Raw genomic sequence first — 14725 nt, 5'->3', positions numbered from 1 at the left:
TAATTTTATGTTAAAATGAATATAGAAATTGTGAAGAAATGTACTTAAATTAATGAGACGGTTATCTTGAACAAAGGGAGTAAGGAATTGGACGAAAAGAAACTATTAAAATTAGTTTTAGAAATTCAAGAGCTACAAGATTTTGGGAAAGATTTTGAACATAAACTTACTGTATTTGAAAATAGTGTTCCCTATCCAAATGCAAAAGAATTATTTTTTGCTGACTACGGTGCAGAATACATTGTAAAAAGAGCTATTAATCATAAAACTATAAAGTTAGGTGAGTTAAGTAAAGACGAGTTAGTTACCTTGGTTCAAAAACTTATGGATGGGGAAGGAGAAGAATGGGAGCTGACAATTTGGTTGGACATGCTTACATCGTCTGTTGTTGACCCTAAAATAAGTGATTATATTTTCTGGAGTGATGAAGAATTAACCGCCAGAGAAATTATAGACAAAGCATTGGCTTATAAACCATTACACTTATAAAGTGTGTTGCTCCAAGTAGAGTTAACGCTCAAGGGGACTTTAATTGAATAAGACAATAAAAGACGCTCAGAGTTTTTTTCAACTCTGGGCGTTTTCATATGCTAATTATAATGTGATTTTGCAGGTCAATTCGGTTTCTAATTTTATTGTGAATTTATCTTCTAAGTATAATTTTGTACTTCAAAACTGAACCCGTTAGTCTTTTGAATCAACTCCATCTTATATGTTCACTGATATATCGGCGATTCGAAAATGTTCGGCATTGCGAGTGTACCAGTAGGAGCTGACAGTAGTCCATTTTCGAGTCAGTTCTCTTGTTTTTTTTACACTATTTAAAACGCCTTAAAACAAGAAATTCCCACCATTTCCACGGTAGTATGTTCTTTATGAGCATCATTAATTTTACACCTTTTCCAATTGGATAACGTAAAGTTGGATGCTGTGATTGTGCAATACTTACTATTTTCTCGGCAACATCTTGCGGGTCTCCAAAACTCTCATTCCCGTTTTGAATATGTTGTTCAATTTTTTTCATGTAATCTTTATAAGGTGACTGAGATTCGGAAGAGGTTTCCGCAAGTTTTTGTCCGATTTCCCATATGTTTGTGTTATATGATCCTGGCTCAATTAATGAAACATCGATTCCGAATGGTTTAACTTCTAGACGAAGGGACTCACTCCAGCCTTCAAGGGCATATTTAGATGCAACGTAAGGGGAGAGGCCGGGGAATCCAATTTTTCCGCTGATGCTACTAACATTAATGATTTTTCCATGTTTTTGTTTTCTCATTATTGGAAGAATAGCTTGTGTTACGGAGATGGCCCCGAATACGTTTGTCTCAAATTGTTTCTGATACTCTTCAAGTGGAATTTCCTCAACAAACCCACCGCTTGCATAGCCAGCATTATTCACAAGTATATCTATTCGTTCAAGAGTGTTTATAAAAGATGTAAAATTCTCAATAGACTTTTGGGAAGTGACATCAAGTTGTTGAATTTTTATATTACTCTCTATATGTAACGTCGCTGCCTGTTCAAGCAATTTTGTTTGTTTTTTAACATTCCGCATCGTAGCGATGACAAGATAGCCTTTTTTAGCAAATTCTAATGATGTAAGAAGCCCAAATCCGCTTGATGAACCTGTGATAATCGCAATTTTTTCTGTCATTTGTTTCTCACTTTCTATTGAATTTCAGTTTGATTTCATCATATCGAAAGAAGGAAGGGAGATTCAATAGATTATTTCATAGACGTATTTATATTCTTATATAAAAAAGTAGATTTATAGGGAAATTCCCTTTTATCTGTCAGAATATGCGCTTACCAGGGAAATAAAAGGGAAATGCTATTTCCAATAGATAACCTAGAAATACGAGAAATGAAAGTGTACGGTATAGAATATACACTTTAAAAGGCCTGTTTTATACGGTACATTTTAAGAATAAAGCCCTCCCATATACATTTCCGTTAATGTATGTACAATGTCTTCGAGAGAAAAGTCTCGTTCATTTCGTACAATTTCCCATAAAAACATTTCATTCGCAAAGAACCAACTTCTTGCTGCTAAAAAACAATTTAAATCTTTACGTGCTAAACCGCTTCTTTGTGAATATGTAATATCTTGAACAATTCGTTCAATAAATCGTTCTCGAATAGCATCCCATTTGTTTCGAACTTCTTTAGAAGTACCGATTGCTTCTTCAACAACTTGTAATAGTTGTCTTTCTGTTTCTGCCATTTGTAAAAATGCATGAACTTGCTTTTGAATCATACTGTGAGCTGCTTGCTTTGTTACCGGATGAAAGACACGTTCTGCAATTGTATAAAACTGGTTCATCACATCGTCCATTAAAACAATGAGCAAATCATCCTTATTTTTAAAGTATACGTAAGCTGTTCCATATCCTGTTTCTGCTTTTTTTATAATTTGGGAAATTGTTGTTTTTTGAAATCCTTGTTCTATAAATACTTCACGACCAGCTGATAATAATTTCTTTTTTGTTTCTAGCGAACGGCGTTGTCTTGCCGAAAAAGTATCTTTAGTCATATGTACCACACCTTTATACTGAAATATCAGAAAAATTAACTTTATTGTAGGGGAAATAGTAATATACTGTCAACTGACATTATGTCATTGACGTTATGTCAGTTTTGGTGATATATTTTAACTAATTAGAATTAAGAGAAAATTCAAAGGAAGGTGACAGAATGTACGCAAAACCATTTGAACCATCTTATGAGTATGCTTGTCAATGTGATCGTTATGATGAACTTGCATCGTTTCAACATGAATTCTATAAAAAAGACGGAACCATTTATTTAGATGGAAATTCGCTTGGACTTTTATCAAAACGAGCTGAGAAGTCTTTATTAACATTGCTAGATTCATGGAAACAATCTGGCATTGATGGCTGGACAGAAGGAGAGCATCCTTGGTATTTCTTATCTGAACAATTAGGAGAATTAAGTGCTCCTCTTATTGGCGCCACGCCCGAAGAAGTAATTGTAACTGGTTCTACGACGACAAATTTACATCAAGTTGTTGCTACGTTCTACGAACCGAAAGAAGGAAAAACAAAAATCCTTGCTGATGAATTAACATTTCCATCTGATATTTATGCTTTGCAAAGCCAAATTCGTTTAAAAGGATTGGACCCTGCACAGCATCTCGTTCAAGTGAAAAGCAGGGATGGAAGAACGTTAAATGAAGAAGATATCATTGCAGCGATGACGGAAGATATTGCACTCATAGTACTTCCAGCCGTGTTATATCGAAGCGGACAAATTTTAAATATGAAACTTCTTACAGAAGAAGCACATAAACGCGGGATCCATATTGGCTTTGATCTTTGCCATTCAATCGGTTCCATTCCGCACCATTTCGAAGAATGGGACGTCGATTTTGCAGTTTGGTGTAATTATAAATATTTAAATGCTGGTCCAGGCGGTGTTGGCGGCTTGTACGTAAATAAAAAGCATTTCAATCGTCTACCAGGATTAGCAGGTTGGTTTGGCTCTCGAAAAGATAAACAGTTTGATATGGAGCACGAACTTACACCAGCTGAACATGCCGGCGCCTATCAGATTGGAACACCGCACGTATTAAGCGTTGCACCACTGATTGGTTCTTTAGAGATATTTAAAGAAGCGGGCATTGATCGACTACGACAAAAGTCTTTGCATATTACACGTTATATGATAAACCTCATAAATTATGAATTAAAAGATATGGACTTTATACTTGGTAATCCATTAGAAGATGAAAAACGAGGCGGACATATTTATTTGGAACATAAAGAAGCAGCACGTATTTGCAAAGCATTAAAGGCAAATGGAGTTATTCCTGATTTCCGCGCACCAAATGGAATTCGTTTAGCTCCTGTTGCTTTATACAATACGTATGAAGAAGTGTGGAATGCTGTCCGAATTTTAAAGAAAATTATGGTGGAAGAGGAGTATAAACAATTTGAAAATAAACGAGAGGTTGTGGCGTAAAGATGAAAGAAAACAAGTGGATTGATATTTCTCAACCTCTAAACAATGATATTGCCACTTGGCCTGGTGATACACCTTTTTCCTATGAAGTTTCATGGACAAAAGAGCAAAGCGGCTCTGTTAATGTTGGTAAAGTTTCGATGAGTATTCACACCGGCACACATATTGATGCTCCGTTTCACTTCGATAGCGACGGTAAAAAAGTAAGTGATTTAGACATTAACGTCTACATTGGCCCTGCTCGAATTATAGATGTAACAGGTCACGAAAGCATCGGAGCAAAAGAACTTAAAGCCCATGATTTAGAGGGGGTTAGTAGATTATTATTGCGGACCTCATCAAAAATAAATCCACATGTATTTCCTGAAACGATTCCATATTTACGTGCGGATCTTGCACCTTTTCTTTATGAAAAGGGAATATGTTTAATTGGTGTTGATGTTCCGTCTGTGGACCCACTTGATGATAAAGAACTAGCAGCACATCATGAGTTATTTAAACGCGGTATTCATATTTTAGAGAATGTTGTGTTAGAAAATGTACAAGACGGAGACTACGAACTTATTGCCCTGCCGCTTTCACTAACAGATGCAGACGGTAGTCCAGTGCGTGCCGTACTAAAACCATTATAAAAATAAGTATATACTGCATAGAGAGGATGTTCACGCATGAATGAAAATGAAAAAGTGATTATGGAGAAGGGGATTCATACAGATTTTCGTAATAACATGACATACGGGGAATATTTACAACTTGATAGTTTACTATCGAGTCAAAAGCGGCTGTCTAATCATCATGATGAAATGTTATTCATCGTGATTCACCAAGCAAGTGAACTTTGGATGAAATTAATTTTGCATGAATTAGAAGCAGCTATTGAATCCATTAAAAATGATAATCTTGCTCCTGCTTTTAAAATGCTTGCACGTGTTTCAAAAATTCAATCGCAAATTATTCAGTCGTGGGATATTCTTGCTACGCTCACACCGTCTGAATATATTGAATTCCGTGATTCACTTGGTCAAGCATCTGGATTTCAATCTTATCAATATCGCATGATTGAATTTGCACTCGGTTATAAAACACCACATGTTCTTAAAATCTATGAAAAAGATGCAGAGTTGCACGCTCGTCTACATAAGGCACTTCATGCACCGAGCCTATATGACGTTGCGATTCAATCACTTGCAAAAGAAGGCTTTCCAATTAATAAAAGCGTTCTTCAAAGGGATATTACACAACCATATGAGGCGGATGCAACAGTAGAAGCAGCATGGTTAGAAGTGTACTCAGATGTGAAGAAATACTGGGATTTATATCAATTAGCTGAAAAGCTAATCGATATTGAAGATTGGCTGCAGCAGTGGCGATTCCGTCATATGAAAACGGTAGAACGTATTATTGGGAATAAGATGGGCACTGGCGGATCTTCAGGCGTTTCGTATTTAAAACGTGTACTTGATCAATCATTTTTCCCAGAACTTTGGGCTATTCGGACAAAACTATAAACGATTAAACAATAAGCATAAAAGTTTTCTTTATGAAAAAAGCTTTTATGCTTATTTGCATATTTTTAAATTGAAATTATGTATTATAGTATTGTTATACGAAATAAAGTAGGTGAAAAAATTATGTTTAGTAAGCAAAATTTCTTTAAAAAGACATTCATAACATTTTCTGCAATAGGAGGATCTTTTGGAATCCTTTCATCAAATGTTGAAGCGGCTCCCAATCCATCTGCTTATTTAGCAACACTTCAATTTGATGGAACAGATTGGATGGATACAGGGGAAAAAAATTTCCCTCACGCTTTTCGTTTCCAGTCTTATGATAACGATATTGAACATAATAAAGAAAATGAAATTCGTTTCAAAATTGGAAATGCCGTAACAGGAATAGGATCAACAGGATTAACAAATCGTGGTCCAAATAATCAACAACCAGCTGTCTATTTTCATATCGCTAAAAAAGGAGAATATGAAATATATGAGTATTGGCTTTATTATGCCGATAATGATTGGATTAACAACCATGAACACGATTGGGAAAAGTATTTTGTTTACTTGAAAAATGGCGTTCCAACACATTTGCTTATATCGAGTCACAATGGTTATAAAATAAAGCCATGGGCAGAAGTTTCAAAAGATGATGGGCATCCCTTAATTGGTGTTGATGGAGGAGCTCATGCGATGAAATGGGATAAAGAAGATGGAGTCCAAATTCGTTATAATGGAGACATTACAAAAAATAATGGACGTCTTGATGAAGGGGATCAAACGAATCAACCATGGATTCTCTATAGCAATGATCCAATTGATGGTGTAACAAAATATGTAGCTGCTCCTGATACGTTTTATTACGGTGATCCAGCTTATCTTCTCTATTCAAACGAACATAGCGACCCTCGCCAAGCACCTTGGAAACGCGAAGAATGGGATAATCCGCCGCTCCCTTAAACATAACGTTCATATGAATACATATAAAAAGAGTAGAAAAAATCTACTCTTTTTTGTTTCTCATTTCAAATTTCGTTATAATAAGTCAAATTAGTGCTAAGTAGTAATGGAGGGGTGTATATTGAACTTATCAGAATTGGAACATACATTTAAAAAGAAAAAAGTAAATGCTTTCCTCGTCTATCAAAAAGGAGAAATCGTTACAGAATATTATAAAACAGAGAAATGTGCACAAAACGTATATAAAATTAATTCGATAACGAAAAGTATTATCTCTATTCTAATTGGCATTGCACTTGAAAAAGGGTATATCCATAGTATTCATACACCTATTGTAGAGTGGATTCCAAATATGCCAAAAGAAAAACAGCTACTAACGATGTATCATTTATTAACGATGACAACGGGAGAAGACTGGAAAGAGTTTGGTGACGGTGTTATTTTCCCAAATGATTTCGTAGAGTCACAAAACTGGATTGACTATATTCTTAATAAACCGATCACCAAGCAACCGGGTACAAAAATGAACTATAATTCTGGTTCTTCACATGTATTAAGTTACATTTTGCAACTTGTGACAGGAATGACAACAGCAGCGTTTGTTGATAAATATTTATTTGAACCGTTACACATTACGAGCTATCAATGGCAACAAGATCCACAAGGAATTTTTGTTGGCGGTTTTGGTATGAAAATGAAACCAAAAGATATGTTGAAAATTGGTCAATTATGTCTACAAAACGGCTATTGGAACGGACAGCAACTCGTGTCTTCAAACTGGATTGAACAATCGCATCAAAAGAGATTTACAACGTATGAACGTGTTGGAGCATACGGATATCACTGGTGGATCTTAGATAGAGAGACATGCAACGTGCCATATCATACATATTTTGCAATGGGATACGGCGGACAGTATATTTTAATTGTACCTCAATTAGAACTCACCGCAGTCATTAGCAGTCAAATGCCTAAACGAGGTTTAGTACCACTCAAACTGTTTGTGAAATATTTACAAGAAATGCACTGAAAAACAGACTTTGTTTGTCCAAACATATTGTAATGCAACAAAACCGCTCACTGAATTTGTTGCGATGCTTACATACGATTTTAAAGCCATGATTTCCATACTTACGTACTACCAAAATATAAACTCCTTTAATGGAATAGAGTTCACCTTATATAATACTTACCATGAAAATAGCTTCTTCTTTTGGCATGGCATGTCGCTTTTCTTATCTTGGAGTTTCTTTGAAAGAAATGCTAATAAATTTTTCTGTTTTTGTGTCAAATTCTACATCAACAAATACTCCAAATTCTTTTCCGTTTTTCTCCCGCAACCACAACTTAAATTTTTCAACTGATATATTTACTGTTTTTGGTCTTCTTCCAATATGAAGATAATCGATAATATCAGCTTGCGGGTATTTTTCTTTCGTCTTTTGCACCGCAATCTTTCCCCATTTCGCATATGGAGGCTGCGCATGAACAGCAGGAAAAGGTTTATAAATAAATAAAACAATTGCAGCAAGGCCGATGCATATAAATAAACGAGTCATATTAAGCTCCTTTATAGCATTTTTTATAGTATTTACATTTAGGCATATTCATATGAATGTGCTTTTTTTGGTCTTCATTACATAAAATCGCATTATTTACAAAAAATAACCTTGAAATCATCGTCAAATTCAAGGAGGTTGAACTATGCAGTGTAAAGCTTTCTTCAAAGTACCGCTTCTACTCATTACGGTGGCGATTACTTTGTTGGTAAGTAGTGTTCATGAGAAGCAGGTAGGGGCTTTTTCCAATCAAGTCATCCAAAAGGGAGCTTCTGGAGAAGATGTAATCGAACTACAATCAAGACTCAAGTACATTGGATTTTACAATGGGAAAGTAGATGGTGTCTTTGGGTGGGGTACATATTGGGCACTTCGGAATTTTCAGCAAAAATTCGGATTAAAGGTTGACGGACTTGTTGGTACAGCGACAAAACAAAAGCTCGTTAAAGCTACAAAATACGAAAAACAATCAAGTAACACAGCGAACAACCAAAAGAATAAACCAGCACAAAATAATAAACCGGCACAAAACAAAGGCACAAATGTTCCGAATGGATACTCGCAAAATGACATTAAAATCTTGGCAAATGCTGTATACGGAGAATCGCGCGGTGAACCTTATATCGGACAAGTTGCCGTCGCAGCTGTTATTTTAAATCGCGTTAGCAGTCCATCTTTTCCAAACACAGTCGCAGGAGTTATTTATGAGCCGCGCGCCTTTACTGCTGTTACAGACGGCCAAATTAATTTAACACCAAATGAAACAGCAAAAAAAGCCGTGCTTGATGCAATTAACGGATGGGATCCTTCTGGAGGAGCAATTTATTATTTTAATCCAAATACTGCAACAAGTAAGTGGATTTGGGGTCGCCCGCAAATTAAGAAAATTGGAAGACACATTTTTTGTAACTAGTTAGGAGGTGGATGAGATATGTTTAGAGGTTTAATTATTGTTTTATTAACAATCGGAGTTGTAGGCACAGGATATTGGGGATATAAAGAGCACCAAGAAAAAAATGCGGTATTAATTCACGCTGAAAATAACTACCAGCGTGCTTTCCATGATTTAGCCTATCAAGTTGATTTATTACATGACAAAATTGGGACAACATTAGCAATGAATTCACGAACATCATTATCACCTGCATTAGCCGAAGTGTGGCGCATCACATCTCAGGCACATTCTGATATTGGTCAATTACCACTTACGTTACTCCCGTTTAATAAAACAGAAGAATTTCTATCAAATATCGGAGAATTTAGTTACCGTACAGCTATACGTGATTTAGATAAAGCACCATTGAATGACCAAGAATATAATACACTCCAGCAACTATATAATAATGCTGCAAATATTCAAGATGAACTGCGTAAAGTACAGCATCTTGCTCTAAAAAATAATTTACGTTGGATGGATGTTGAACTAGCGCTTGCTTCTAATAAAAACCCAGCCGATAACACGATTATAGACGGGTTTAAAACAGTAGAAAAAAACAGTAACGCTTATTCAGAAAAGCGTTTTGGACCAACGTTTACAAGTTTGCAAACAGAAAAAAAAGGTGAGACGCACATATCTGGTCCAAAAATTTCAAAAGACCAAGCGATAAATATCGCAAAATCTTTCCTTAGCTTAAAGGGATCTGAAACGATTTCTGCTGAAAAAAGCAGCAAGGGAGCAAAAGAAAAATTTTATAGCATTACAGTAAAAGATCCTAAGACGAATAGTGAAACGAATATGGACATTACTGAACAAGGTGGCTATCCAATTTGGGTGATGAACAGCCGTGAAGTCAAAGAACAAAAGATTAGCTTAAATGAAGCAGGAGAAAAGGGACTTTCCTTTTTAAAACAAAATAAATTCAAAGATATGGAGTTATATGAAAGTTCACAATACGACTCTATCGGTGTTTTCACATTCGTAACGAATCGGGACAACGTGCGTATATATCCAGAATCCATTCAAATGAAAATAGCGCTTGATGACGGTTCGATTGTTGGCTTCTCTTCTAAAGACTATTTAGCAGCTCGGAAAGATATAAAAATTCCAAAACCAACACTATCGGTTTCGGATGCGCGGAAGAAAATTAATCCTAATTTAAAAGTTATGGAAGAGCGTCAGGCAATCGTTGTAAATGACTTGCATAAAGAGGTACTATGTTATGAATTTTTAGGAACACTTGGGAAAGACACCTATCAAATCTTTATTAATGCCGATAGTGGTACTGAAGAAAAAGTGAAAAAATTGCAAAGTGTAGAACAAATTTTTGATTAATGAATAGGAGTGACACCTTTGAGGAAAACCTTATATTTTTGTATCTGTTTACTTCTATTAGCAAGTTGCAGTACAAAAAAGAATGATAATGCAGCTAATCCAAAACCAACTTCAAATATAAATCAATATAAAACAAGAAACGTAACAAATAAAGAAAATACTCGCAAATCAGATGAAACAAAGGCTGATCATCTTGCAAGCATTGCTTCAAGTATACCTGGTGTAAGAGATGCAACGGCTGTTGTTCTTGGTAAGTATTCCATTGTCGGCATTGATGTAGGTGCTAAGTTAGATCGTACAAGAGTAGAAACAATAAAATACTCCGTTGCAGAGAGCTTAAAACATGATCCACAAGGTTCAAACGCAGTTGTTGTGGCCGATTTAGATACGTACGAGCGCTTAAAAGAAATTGGAAAACGTATTCAAGAAGGAAAAGCTGGTGAAGGAATTCTCGATGAACTTGCGGCAATTGTAGGGCGTGCGATGCCGCAAGTTCCAAATGATTTATTAGAAACAAAACAGAACAATCCAGTTAAAGAAAACGATCAACAATTACAAAAAGGCGAACAAAATGAATTAAAACAAGAACAAGTTGACCAATCGAATCAACAATTAAAACGATAAAACAATCCCCGTGTTATGTAGCACGGGGATTGTTTTATCGTTTTTAAGACTGAAAATTTCATTTATTCCTAAAAATATTGTATGATTTTGTATGGAAGGAAACATATGTTTTTAGAACTGGGGGATTAAAAGTAATGAAAATGAATCAATCTATTCAACTTGTTCCGTATACAGAGGAATATAAAGAAGCGTTACAAACCTTTACTTTACCAGAAGAACAAGTACAATTCACAGCTCATCCAATGGAACTTTTAGACAAAGCACAGCAGGATCCAACTCGAAATCCTATTGTTATTTTAGCTGATGACAAGCCAGTTGGTATTTTTGCGTTGCAATCAGGAAGTCGTGTGCAAGAATATACAAACAAAGAAAGCTCTTTGTTACTTACTTCATTTTCAATCAATTACATTGAACAAGGAAGAGGATATGCAAAGCGAGCATTGCATTTGCTACCAAATTATGTAGATGTATACTTTCCAAACATAGAAGAAATTGTATTAGCCGTCAATGAAAGAAATATTCCTGCACAAAAATTATACATAACAGTCGGATTTGAAGACAGAGGACAACGCCGAATAGGACCAATTGGACCGCAACTTGTTTTATATTTACCTGTCAAAAAATAAACATTCAAAAGTTAGCGGAGGATCTTATGCAAATCAAATTAATACTTGCCGGTTATGGAAACGTTGGAAAAGAATTTGTAAAACTTATTCACGAGAAAGCGTCATGTATTCAAAAAGAATATGGTTTAGAGTTACTCCTTGCTGGAATTATTGGACGTGATGTGAAGTTATATCGCCCAGAGGGGCTTTATACCGATACTTTACTTGCATTAGGCGACGGATCAGCAGCTTTACATAGATATATAGAACAACATCCGGTGTATAACGAAAACATGGAGGGGCACGTTTTAATTGAATCTACACCAACCAATATTGAAAGTGGGGAACCAGGAAAACAATATATATTACAAGCGATTGAAAATGGAATGGATATTGTTTCTATTTCCAAAGGCGCACTTGTAACATCGTGGAAAGAAATAAGCGAAGCAGCTCGAGTCGCAAATGTAAGCATCCGCTATAGCGGTGCAACAGCTGCTGCACTACCTACATTAGATATCGGTCAATTTAGCTTAGCGGGGTGCAAAATTAAACGCATTGAAGGAATTTTAAATGGGACAACCAATTATATTTTAACAAAAATGTATGAAGACAACACTTCATATGAAGAAGCATTGCAACAAGCGCAAAGCAAAGGAATTGCTGAAACAAATCCTGTATTAGATGTAAGCGGAATGGATAGCGCATGTAAATTATTATTGTTATCAAATAGTTTATTACATACAGAATATACACTTGAAGATATGAGTATGAAAGGAATAGAAAACGTATCAAAACAAGATATACAAAAAGCAAAAAAGCAAGGAAAACAAATCAAACTACTAGCAAGAGCATCTACAGACGATGACGGAAAAGTGCAGCTTGAAGTACAACCATCTGCAGTAGACTTGAACCACTCACTAGCAGGTGTTACAGGAACCGAAAAAGGAATTACTTTTTATACAGACACGATGGGATCAGTCACTTCCATTGGCGGAGCTTCCAATCCAAGAGGAGCGGCAGCCGCAGCTTTAAAAGATGTGATCAATTTGTATCGAAAAGATAGGATATAGCCTTACATACGCTGATGTGAGAATCCCGCTTATTTGGAAGAAGCGGGATTTGTCATTCCCTTGTATAAAAGTAGTAATCTATTGTCAATTATCGTTATACTTTTTTATTTACTTTTTATCATCAGTAGGATTAAGATATTTTTTAAGTATGTTATTTTTACATATACAAAACAGAAAAATACTATTATGCTATAGAGGTTAGAAAACTGAAAGGGATTGAGAATTGTGAAAAAACTTGATGTACTGTTAATGGTGCTCAGCGTCCTGTTCCCAGTTACAGGTATAATGAAACAAATGCCGCTACAATTATCATTATATATAGGCGGGTTATTGTTTTTAACTAGTTTTGGGAGTTATCATGCAAAACGAATGCATTCACGAATATTTAGTTGGGTAGCATACGCAGCATTTATCACACTCTTGCTGGCAATTTGGAATCAATACATAACAGTCGATTCTTTAATTGCAAACGCAAAAATCGCTGCATGTATTGCTGTAATCCCGTTTTTATTCCGATTCCGTACATATGCCATTACGCTAGGATTACTCGCATTATGGGGCGCAATGCTTTGGGATGTAAAACAAATTCAATCATTAGCAGTTCTTCAGCGAATGATGAACCTACTCACATCAGAAAAATTGTATTTAGTCATTTTAGTGGCAGGTTTCTTACTCGGTGGATTGCTTGCAAACGCGCTGCATCGTGATAACAATAAGCAAGAAAAAACAAACACATTTAAACAAAAAAAGAAGCGAATGAGACCTACATTTAAAATTCGCATTCCAAGTTTACCGAGATTAAAATTTAAAATGCTCAAGTTCGGTAAAAAATCTTCTAAACAAAGAGACACTCGTCCATATGAACGAAACTATGAAGAGCAAACACCAACTTACAGTGCAACACAAACGGAGCAACATAATGATACTGGAACAGTGCAAGGACAGACGAGAATGGAGCGAAGAAAAAACCGTTTTAACGCATAGGGAATAATAAAAGTCAAAGAAAACGGGTGTTATTTATATCGTGCAATTGATTGAGAAGGATCATGCCCTATATAAACGGAGACGAAGTCTTTAAATAGATTTCGTCTTTTCGACGTACAATGAATCATAACAATTACTAGCGGCTGCATAATATTTAGTCATACACGTTGTTGACCTATGTCTATCTCTTGTGAAATTTTGTAACAGAACCCTATTATCAAAATATAGTAATAGTGACGGGGTCACTGCTTCCTCCCAAAGCAGTAGCGGTAATCATTACTGTCCCAGTTCCATCACTGACTGTAAAAATGGCAGTAAAGTTGCCCGATGCGTCTGTAAAAGCAGGATTAGGAGATATAGTACCAAGAGCAGCATTATTCACTGAAAAATTGACCGGTGTACCTGCTGAAGGGGGACTTCCATTCACCAATACTTGACCAGTAAGAGTTGAGGTAAATCCTATTCCTAGAATAATAGTAGTTGGATTAGCGTTCAGGGTAATCGTTGTTGTGGATGGAGGAGGAGTAGGAGAAATAGTCTCTAATAGATCCAGAACATTTTCAAATTTGAATTCAAGCAGCATTTCCTTCTTGATGACGTCACGAAGAGTTCTTTGCACGCTCGAGTCGATAGCAAGAAGATTGGATATCGTAACCACCGGAGGAGAAAGTGTCGTTCTTCCTGGTGGTAATGTTCCGAGAACAAATTGAATTTTCTCTGCCTCAGCATTGATAATGTGAGCCAAAGCTAATTCTTCTAGGGCAATGGAGCTTAAAAGTAATGGAATCGTCTGTGCAGTCGTAACAGAAATAGTGGGAGTAATATTAGGGATGTTAGGAAAAGACAATATATATGCATCCTTTCTAGAAAACCTTCGAATCATCTGATTCTGTACATCGGTTTCCCTCGTTTTTATTTTTTCTTCTTTTATAATCAGTCTTATAATTGATAAAGGTTGGTATAATAATGGAATTAGATAGTAATAACCATTCAGTATTCTTATTGTATTATCATCTTGTATTAGTCGTGAAATACAGAAGGAAAGTATTTGATGATACCATATCTGACTATGCAAAAGATATGTTTGTAAGACTTTCAGAAAACTACAATATAACGTTAGTAGAATGGAATCACAATGTTGATCATGTACATATCTTGTTCCAGGCACATC

The 14725-nt window shown here is 35.7% G+C and carries 16 protein-coding genes and 1 pseudogene; 13 read left to right on the top strand and 4 right to left on the bottom strand.

What is annotated here, in order from left to right; all coding sequences use genetic code 11:
* Nucleotides 1–66: 66 nt before the first annotated feature.
* Nucleotides 67–489: an e9imm peptide gene (locus WAZ07_RS24180; RefSeq protein ID WP_336474452.1), complete on the top strand. Its 423-nt coding sequence runs from the start codon at nucleotides 67–69 to the stop codon at nucleotides 487–489.
* A gap of 328 nt (nucleotides 490–817) precedes the next feature.
* Here WAZ07_RS24180 and WAZ07_RS24175 read toward each other — a convergent pair whose 3' ends face one another.
* Together WAZ07_RS24175 and WAZ07_RS24170 are read right to left on the bottom strand one after the other, a co-directional pair.
* Nucleotides 818–1657: an oxidoreductase gene (locus WAZ07_RS24175; protein ID WP_336474451.1), complete on the bottom strand. Its 840-nt coding sequence runs from the start codon at nucleotides 1655–1657 to the stop codon at nucleotides 818–820.
* A 267-nt stretch (nucleotides 1658–1924) separates the two neighbouring features.
* Nucleotides 1925–2536, bottom strand: a complete 612-nt coding sequence (locus WAZ07_RS24170; protein WP_090914711.1) for a TetR/AcrR family transcriptional regulator — start codon at nucleotides 2534–2536, stop codon at nucleotides 1925–1927.
* Nucleotides 2537–2697: 161 nt separating this feature from the next.
* Between WAZ07_RS24170 and kynU the strand changes: the two genes are divergently transcribed.
* The 5 genes from kynU to WAZ07_RS24145 all read left to right on the top strand — a co-directional run bounded on the left by kynU (nucleotide 2698) and on the right by WAZ07_RS24145 (nucleotide 7470).
* Nucleotides 2698–3984 carry a kynureninase gene (gene kynU, locus WAZ07_RS24165; RefSeq protein WP_336474450.1) on the top strand — a complete coding sequence of 429 codons (1287 nt, stop codon included), beginning with the start codon at nucleotides 2698–2700 and terminating at the stop codon, nucleotides 3982–3984.
* Nucleotides 3985–3986: 2 nt separating this feature from the next.
* Nucleotides 3987–4616, top strand: coding sequence for an arylformamidase (kynB, locus tag WAZ07_RS24160; RefSeq protein WP_336474449.1), 630 nt, complete (start codon nucleotides 3987–3989; stop codon nucleotides 4614–4616).
* A gap of 36 nt (nucleotides 4617–4652) precedes the next feature.
* Nucleotides 4653–5492, top strand: coding sequence for a tryptophan 2,3-dioxygenase (kynA, locus tag WAZ07_RS24155; protein WP_336474448.1), 840 nt, complete (start codon nucleotides 4653–4655; stop codon nucleotides 5490–5492).
* Nucleotides 5493–5615: 123 nt separating this feature from the next.
* A complete protein-coding gene (locus tag WAZ07_RS24150) occupies nucleotides 5616–6440 on the top strand; it encodes an NPP1 family protein (protein ID WP_336474447.1) in 825 nt (274 codons plus the stop codon).
* A gap of 121 nt (nucleotides 6441–6561) precedes the next feature.
* The gene (locus WAZ07_RS24145) at nucleotides 6562–7470 is read left to right on the top strand and encodes a serine hydrolase domain-containing protein (RefSeq protein ID WP_336474446.1); all 909 of its coding nucleotides are present in this window, start codon (nucleotides 6562–6564) and stop codon (nucleotides 7468–7470) included.
* A gap of 205 nt (nucleotides 7471–7675) precedes the next feature.
* On the opposite strand, the gene WAZ07_RS24140 is transcribed toward WAZ07_RS24145, so the two are convergent.
* Nucleotides 7676–7999: a YqzG/YhdC family protein gene (locus WAZ07_RS24140; protein WP_336474445.1), complete on the bottom strand. Its 324-nt coding sequence runs from the start codon at nucleotides 7997–7999 to the stop codon at nucleotides 7676–7678.
* 145 nt (nucleotides 8000–8144) lie between these two features.
* Between WAZ07_RS24140 and sleB the strand changes: the two genes are divergently transcribed.
* The 6 genes from sleB (at nucleotide 8145) to WAZ07_RS24110 (ending at nucleotide 13554) form a co-directional block, all read left to right on the top strand.
* Nucleotides 8145–8912 (top strand): spore cortex-lytic enzyme, encoded by a 768-nt coding sequence (gene sleB / locus WAZ07_RS24135; RefSeq protein ID WP_336474444.1) that lies wholly within the window; start codon nucleotides 8145–8147, stop codon nucleotides 8910–8912.
* 18 nt (nucleotides 8913–8930) lie between these two features.
* A complete protein-coding gene (gene ypeB / locus WAZ07_RS24130; RefSeq protein ID WP_336474443.1) occupies nucleotides 8931–10271 on the top strand; it encodes a germination protein YpeB in 1341 nt (446 codons plus the stop codon).
* A gap of 18 nt (nucleotides 10272–10289) precedes the next feature.
* A complete protein-coding gene (locus WAZ07_RS24125) occupies nucleotides 10290–10895 on the top strand; it encodes a YhcN/YlaJ family sporulation lipoprotein (RefSeq protein ID WP_336474442.1) in 606 nt (201 codons plus the stop codon).
* Between the two features lie 134 nt (nucleotides 10896–11029).
* Nucleotides 11030–11521, top strand: coding sequence for a GNAT family N-acetyltransferase (locus WAZ07_RS24120; RefSeq protein WP_413788943.1), 492 nt, complete (start codon nucleotides 11030–11032; stop codon nucleotides 11519–11521).
* A 26-nt stretch (nucleotides 11522–11547) separates the two neighbouring features.
* Complete coding sequence (locus WAZ07_RS24115) at nucleotides 11548–12570, top strand: homoserine dehydrogenase (RefSeq protein ID WP_336474441.1); 1023 nt, start codon at nucleotides 11548–11550, stop codon at nucleotides 12568–12570.
* Nucleotides 12571–12795: 225 nt separating this feature from the next.
* Entirely contained in the window at nucleotides 12796–13554 is a 759-nt protein-coding gene (locus WAZ07_RS24110; RefSeq protein ID WP_336474440.1) for a DUF3959 family protein, read from the top strand.
* Between the two features lie 529 nt (nucleotides 13555–14083).
* On the opposite strand, the pseudogene WAZ07_RS24105 reads toward WAZ07_RS24110, so the two are convergent.
* Nucleotides 14084–14401: pseudogene (locus WAZ07_RS24105) on the bottom strand (hypothetical protein); the annotation flags it as partial.
* Between the two features lie 119 nt (nucleotides 14402–14520).
* Here WAZ07_RS24105 and tnpA point away from each other — a divergent pair.
* On the top strand, nucleotides 14521–14725 hold a 205-nt coding region (tnpA, locus tag WAZ07_RS24100), incomplete at its 3' end, for an IS200/IS605 family transposase (RefSeq protein ID WP_336474439.1).

The organism is Bacillus bruguierae (assembly GCF_037104725.1).
GTDB classification, from domain to species: domain Bacteria; phylum Bacillota; class Bacilli; order Bacillales; family Bacillaceae_G; genus Bacillus_A; species Bacillus_A bruguierae.
Note: the sequence above shows the minus strand (reverse complement) of the source record. Positions and strands in the feature narration are given on the sequence as shown.

Excerpts from the sequence above, each read along its gene's own strand:
- sleB (WP_336474444.1), top strand. The coding sequence starts at position 8,145 with ATGCAGTGTAAAGCTTTCTTCAAAGTACCGCTTCTACTCATTACGGTG.
- WAZ07_RS24150 (WP_336474447.1), top strand. The coding sequence starts at position 5,616 with ATGTTTAGTAAGCAAAATTTCTTTAAAAAGACATTCATAACATTTTCT.
- WAZ07_RS24140 (WP_336474445.1), bottom strand. The coding sequence starts at position 7,999 with ATGACTCGTTTATTTATATGCATCGGCCTTGCTGCAATTGTTTTATTT.
- kynB (WP_336474449.1), top strand. The coding sequence starts at position 3,987 with ATGAAAGAAAACAAGTGGATTGATATTTCTCAACCTCTAAACAATGAT.
- kynA (WP_336474448.1), top strand. The coding sequence starts at position 4,653 with ATGAATGAAAATGAAAAAGTGATTATGGAGAAGGGGATTCATACAGAT.
- WAZ07_RS24170 (WP_090914711.1), bottom strand. The coding sequence starts at position 2,536 with ATGACTAAAGATACTTTTTCGGCAAGACAACGCCGTTCGCTAGAAACA.
- WAZ07_RS24115 (WP_336474441.1), top strand. The coding sequence starts at position 11,548 with ATGCAAATCAAATTAATACTTGCCGGTTATGGAAACGTTGGAAAAGAA.
- WAZ07_RS24175 (WP_336474451.1), bottom strand. The coding sequence starts at position 1,657 with ATGACAGAAAAAATTGCGATTATCACAGGTTCATCAAGCGGATTTGGG.
- kynU (WP_336474450.1), top strand. The coding sequence starts at position 2,698 with ATGTACGCAAAACCATTTGAACCATCTTATGAGTATGCTTGTCAATGT.
- WAZ07_RS24120 (WP_413788943.1), top strand. The coding sequence starts at position 11,030 with ATGAAAATGAATCAATCTATTCAACTTGTTCCGTATACAGAGGAATAT.
- ypeB (WP_336474443.1), top strand. The coding sequence starts at position 8,931 with ATGTTTAGAGGTTTAATTATTGTTTTATTAACAATCGGAGTTGTAGGC.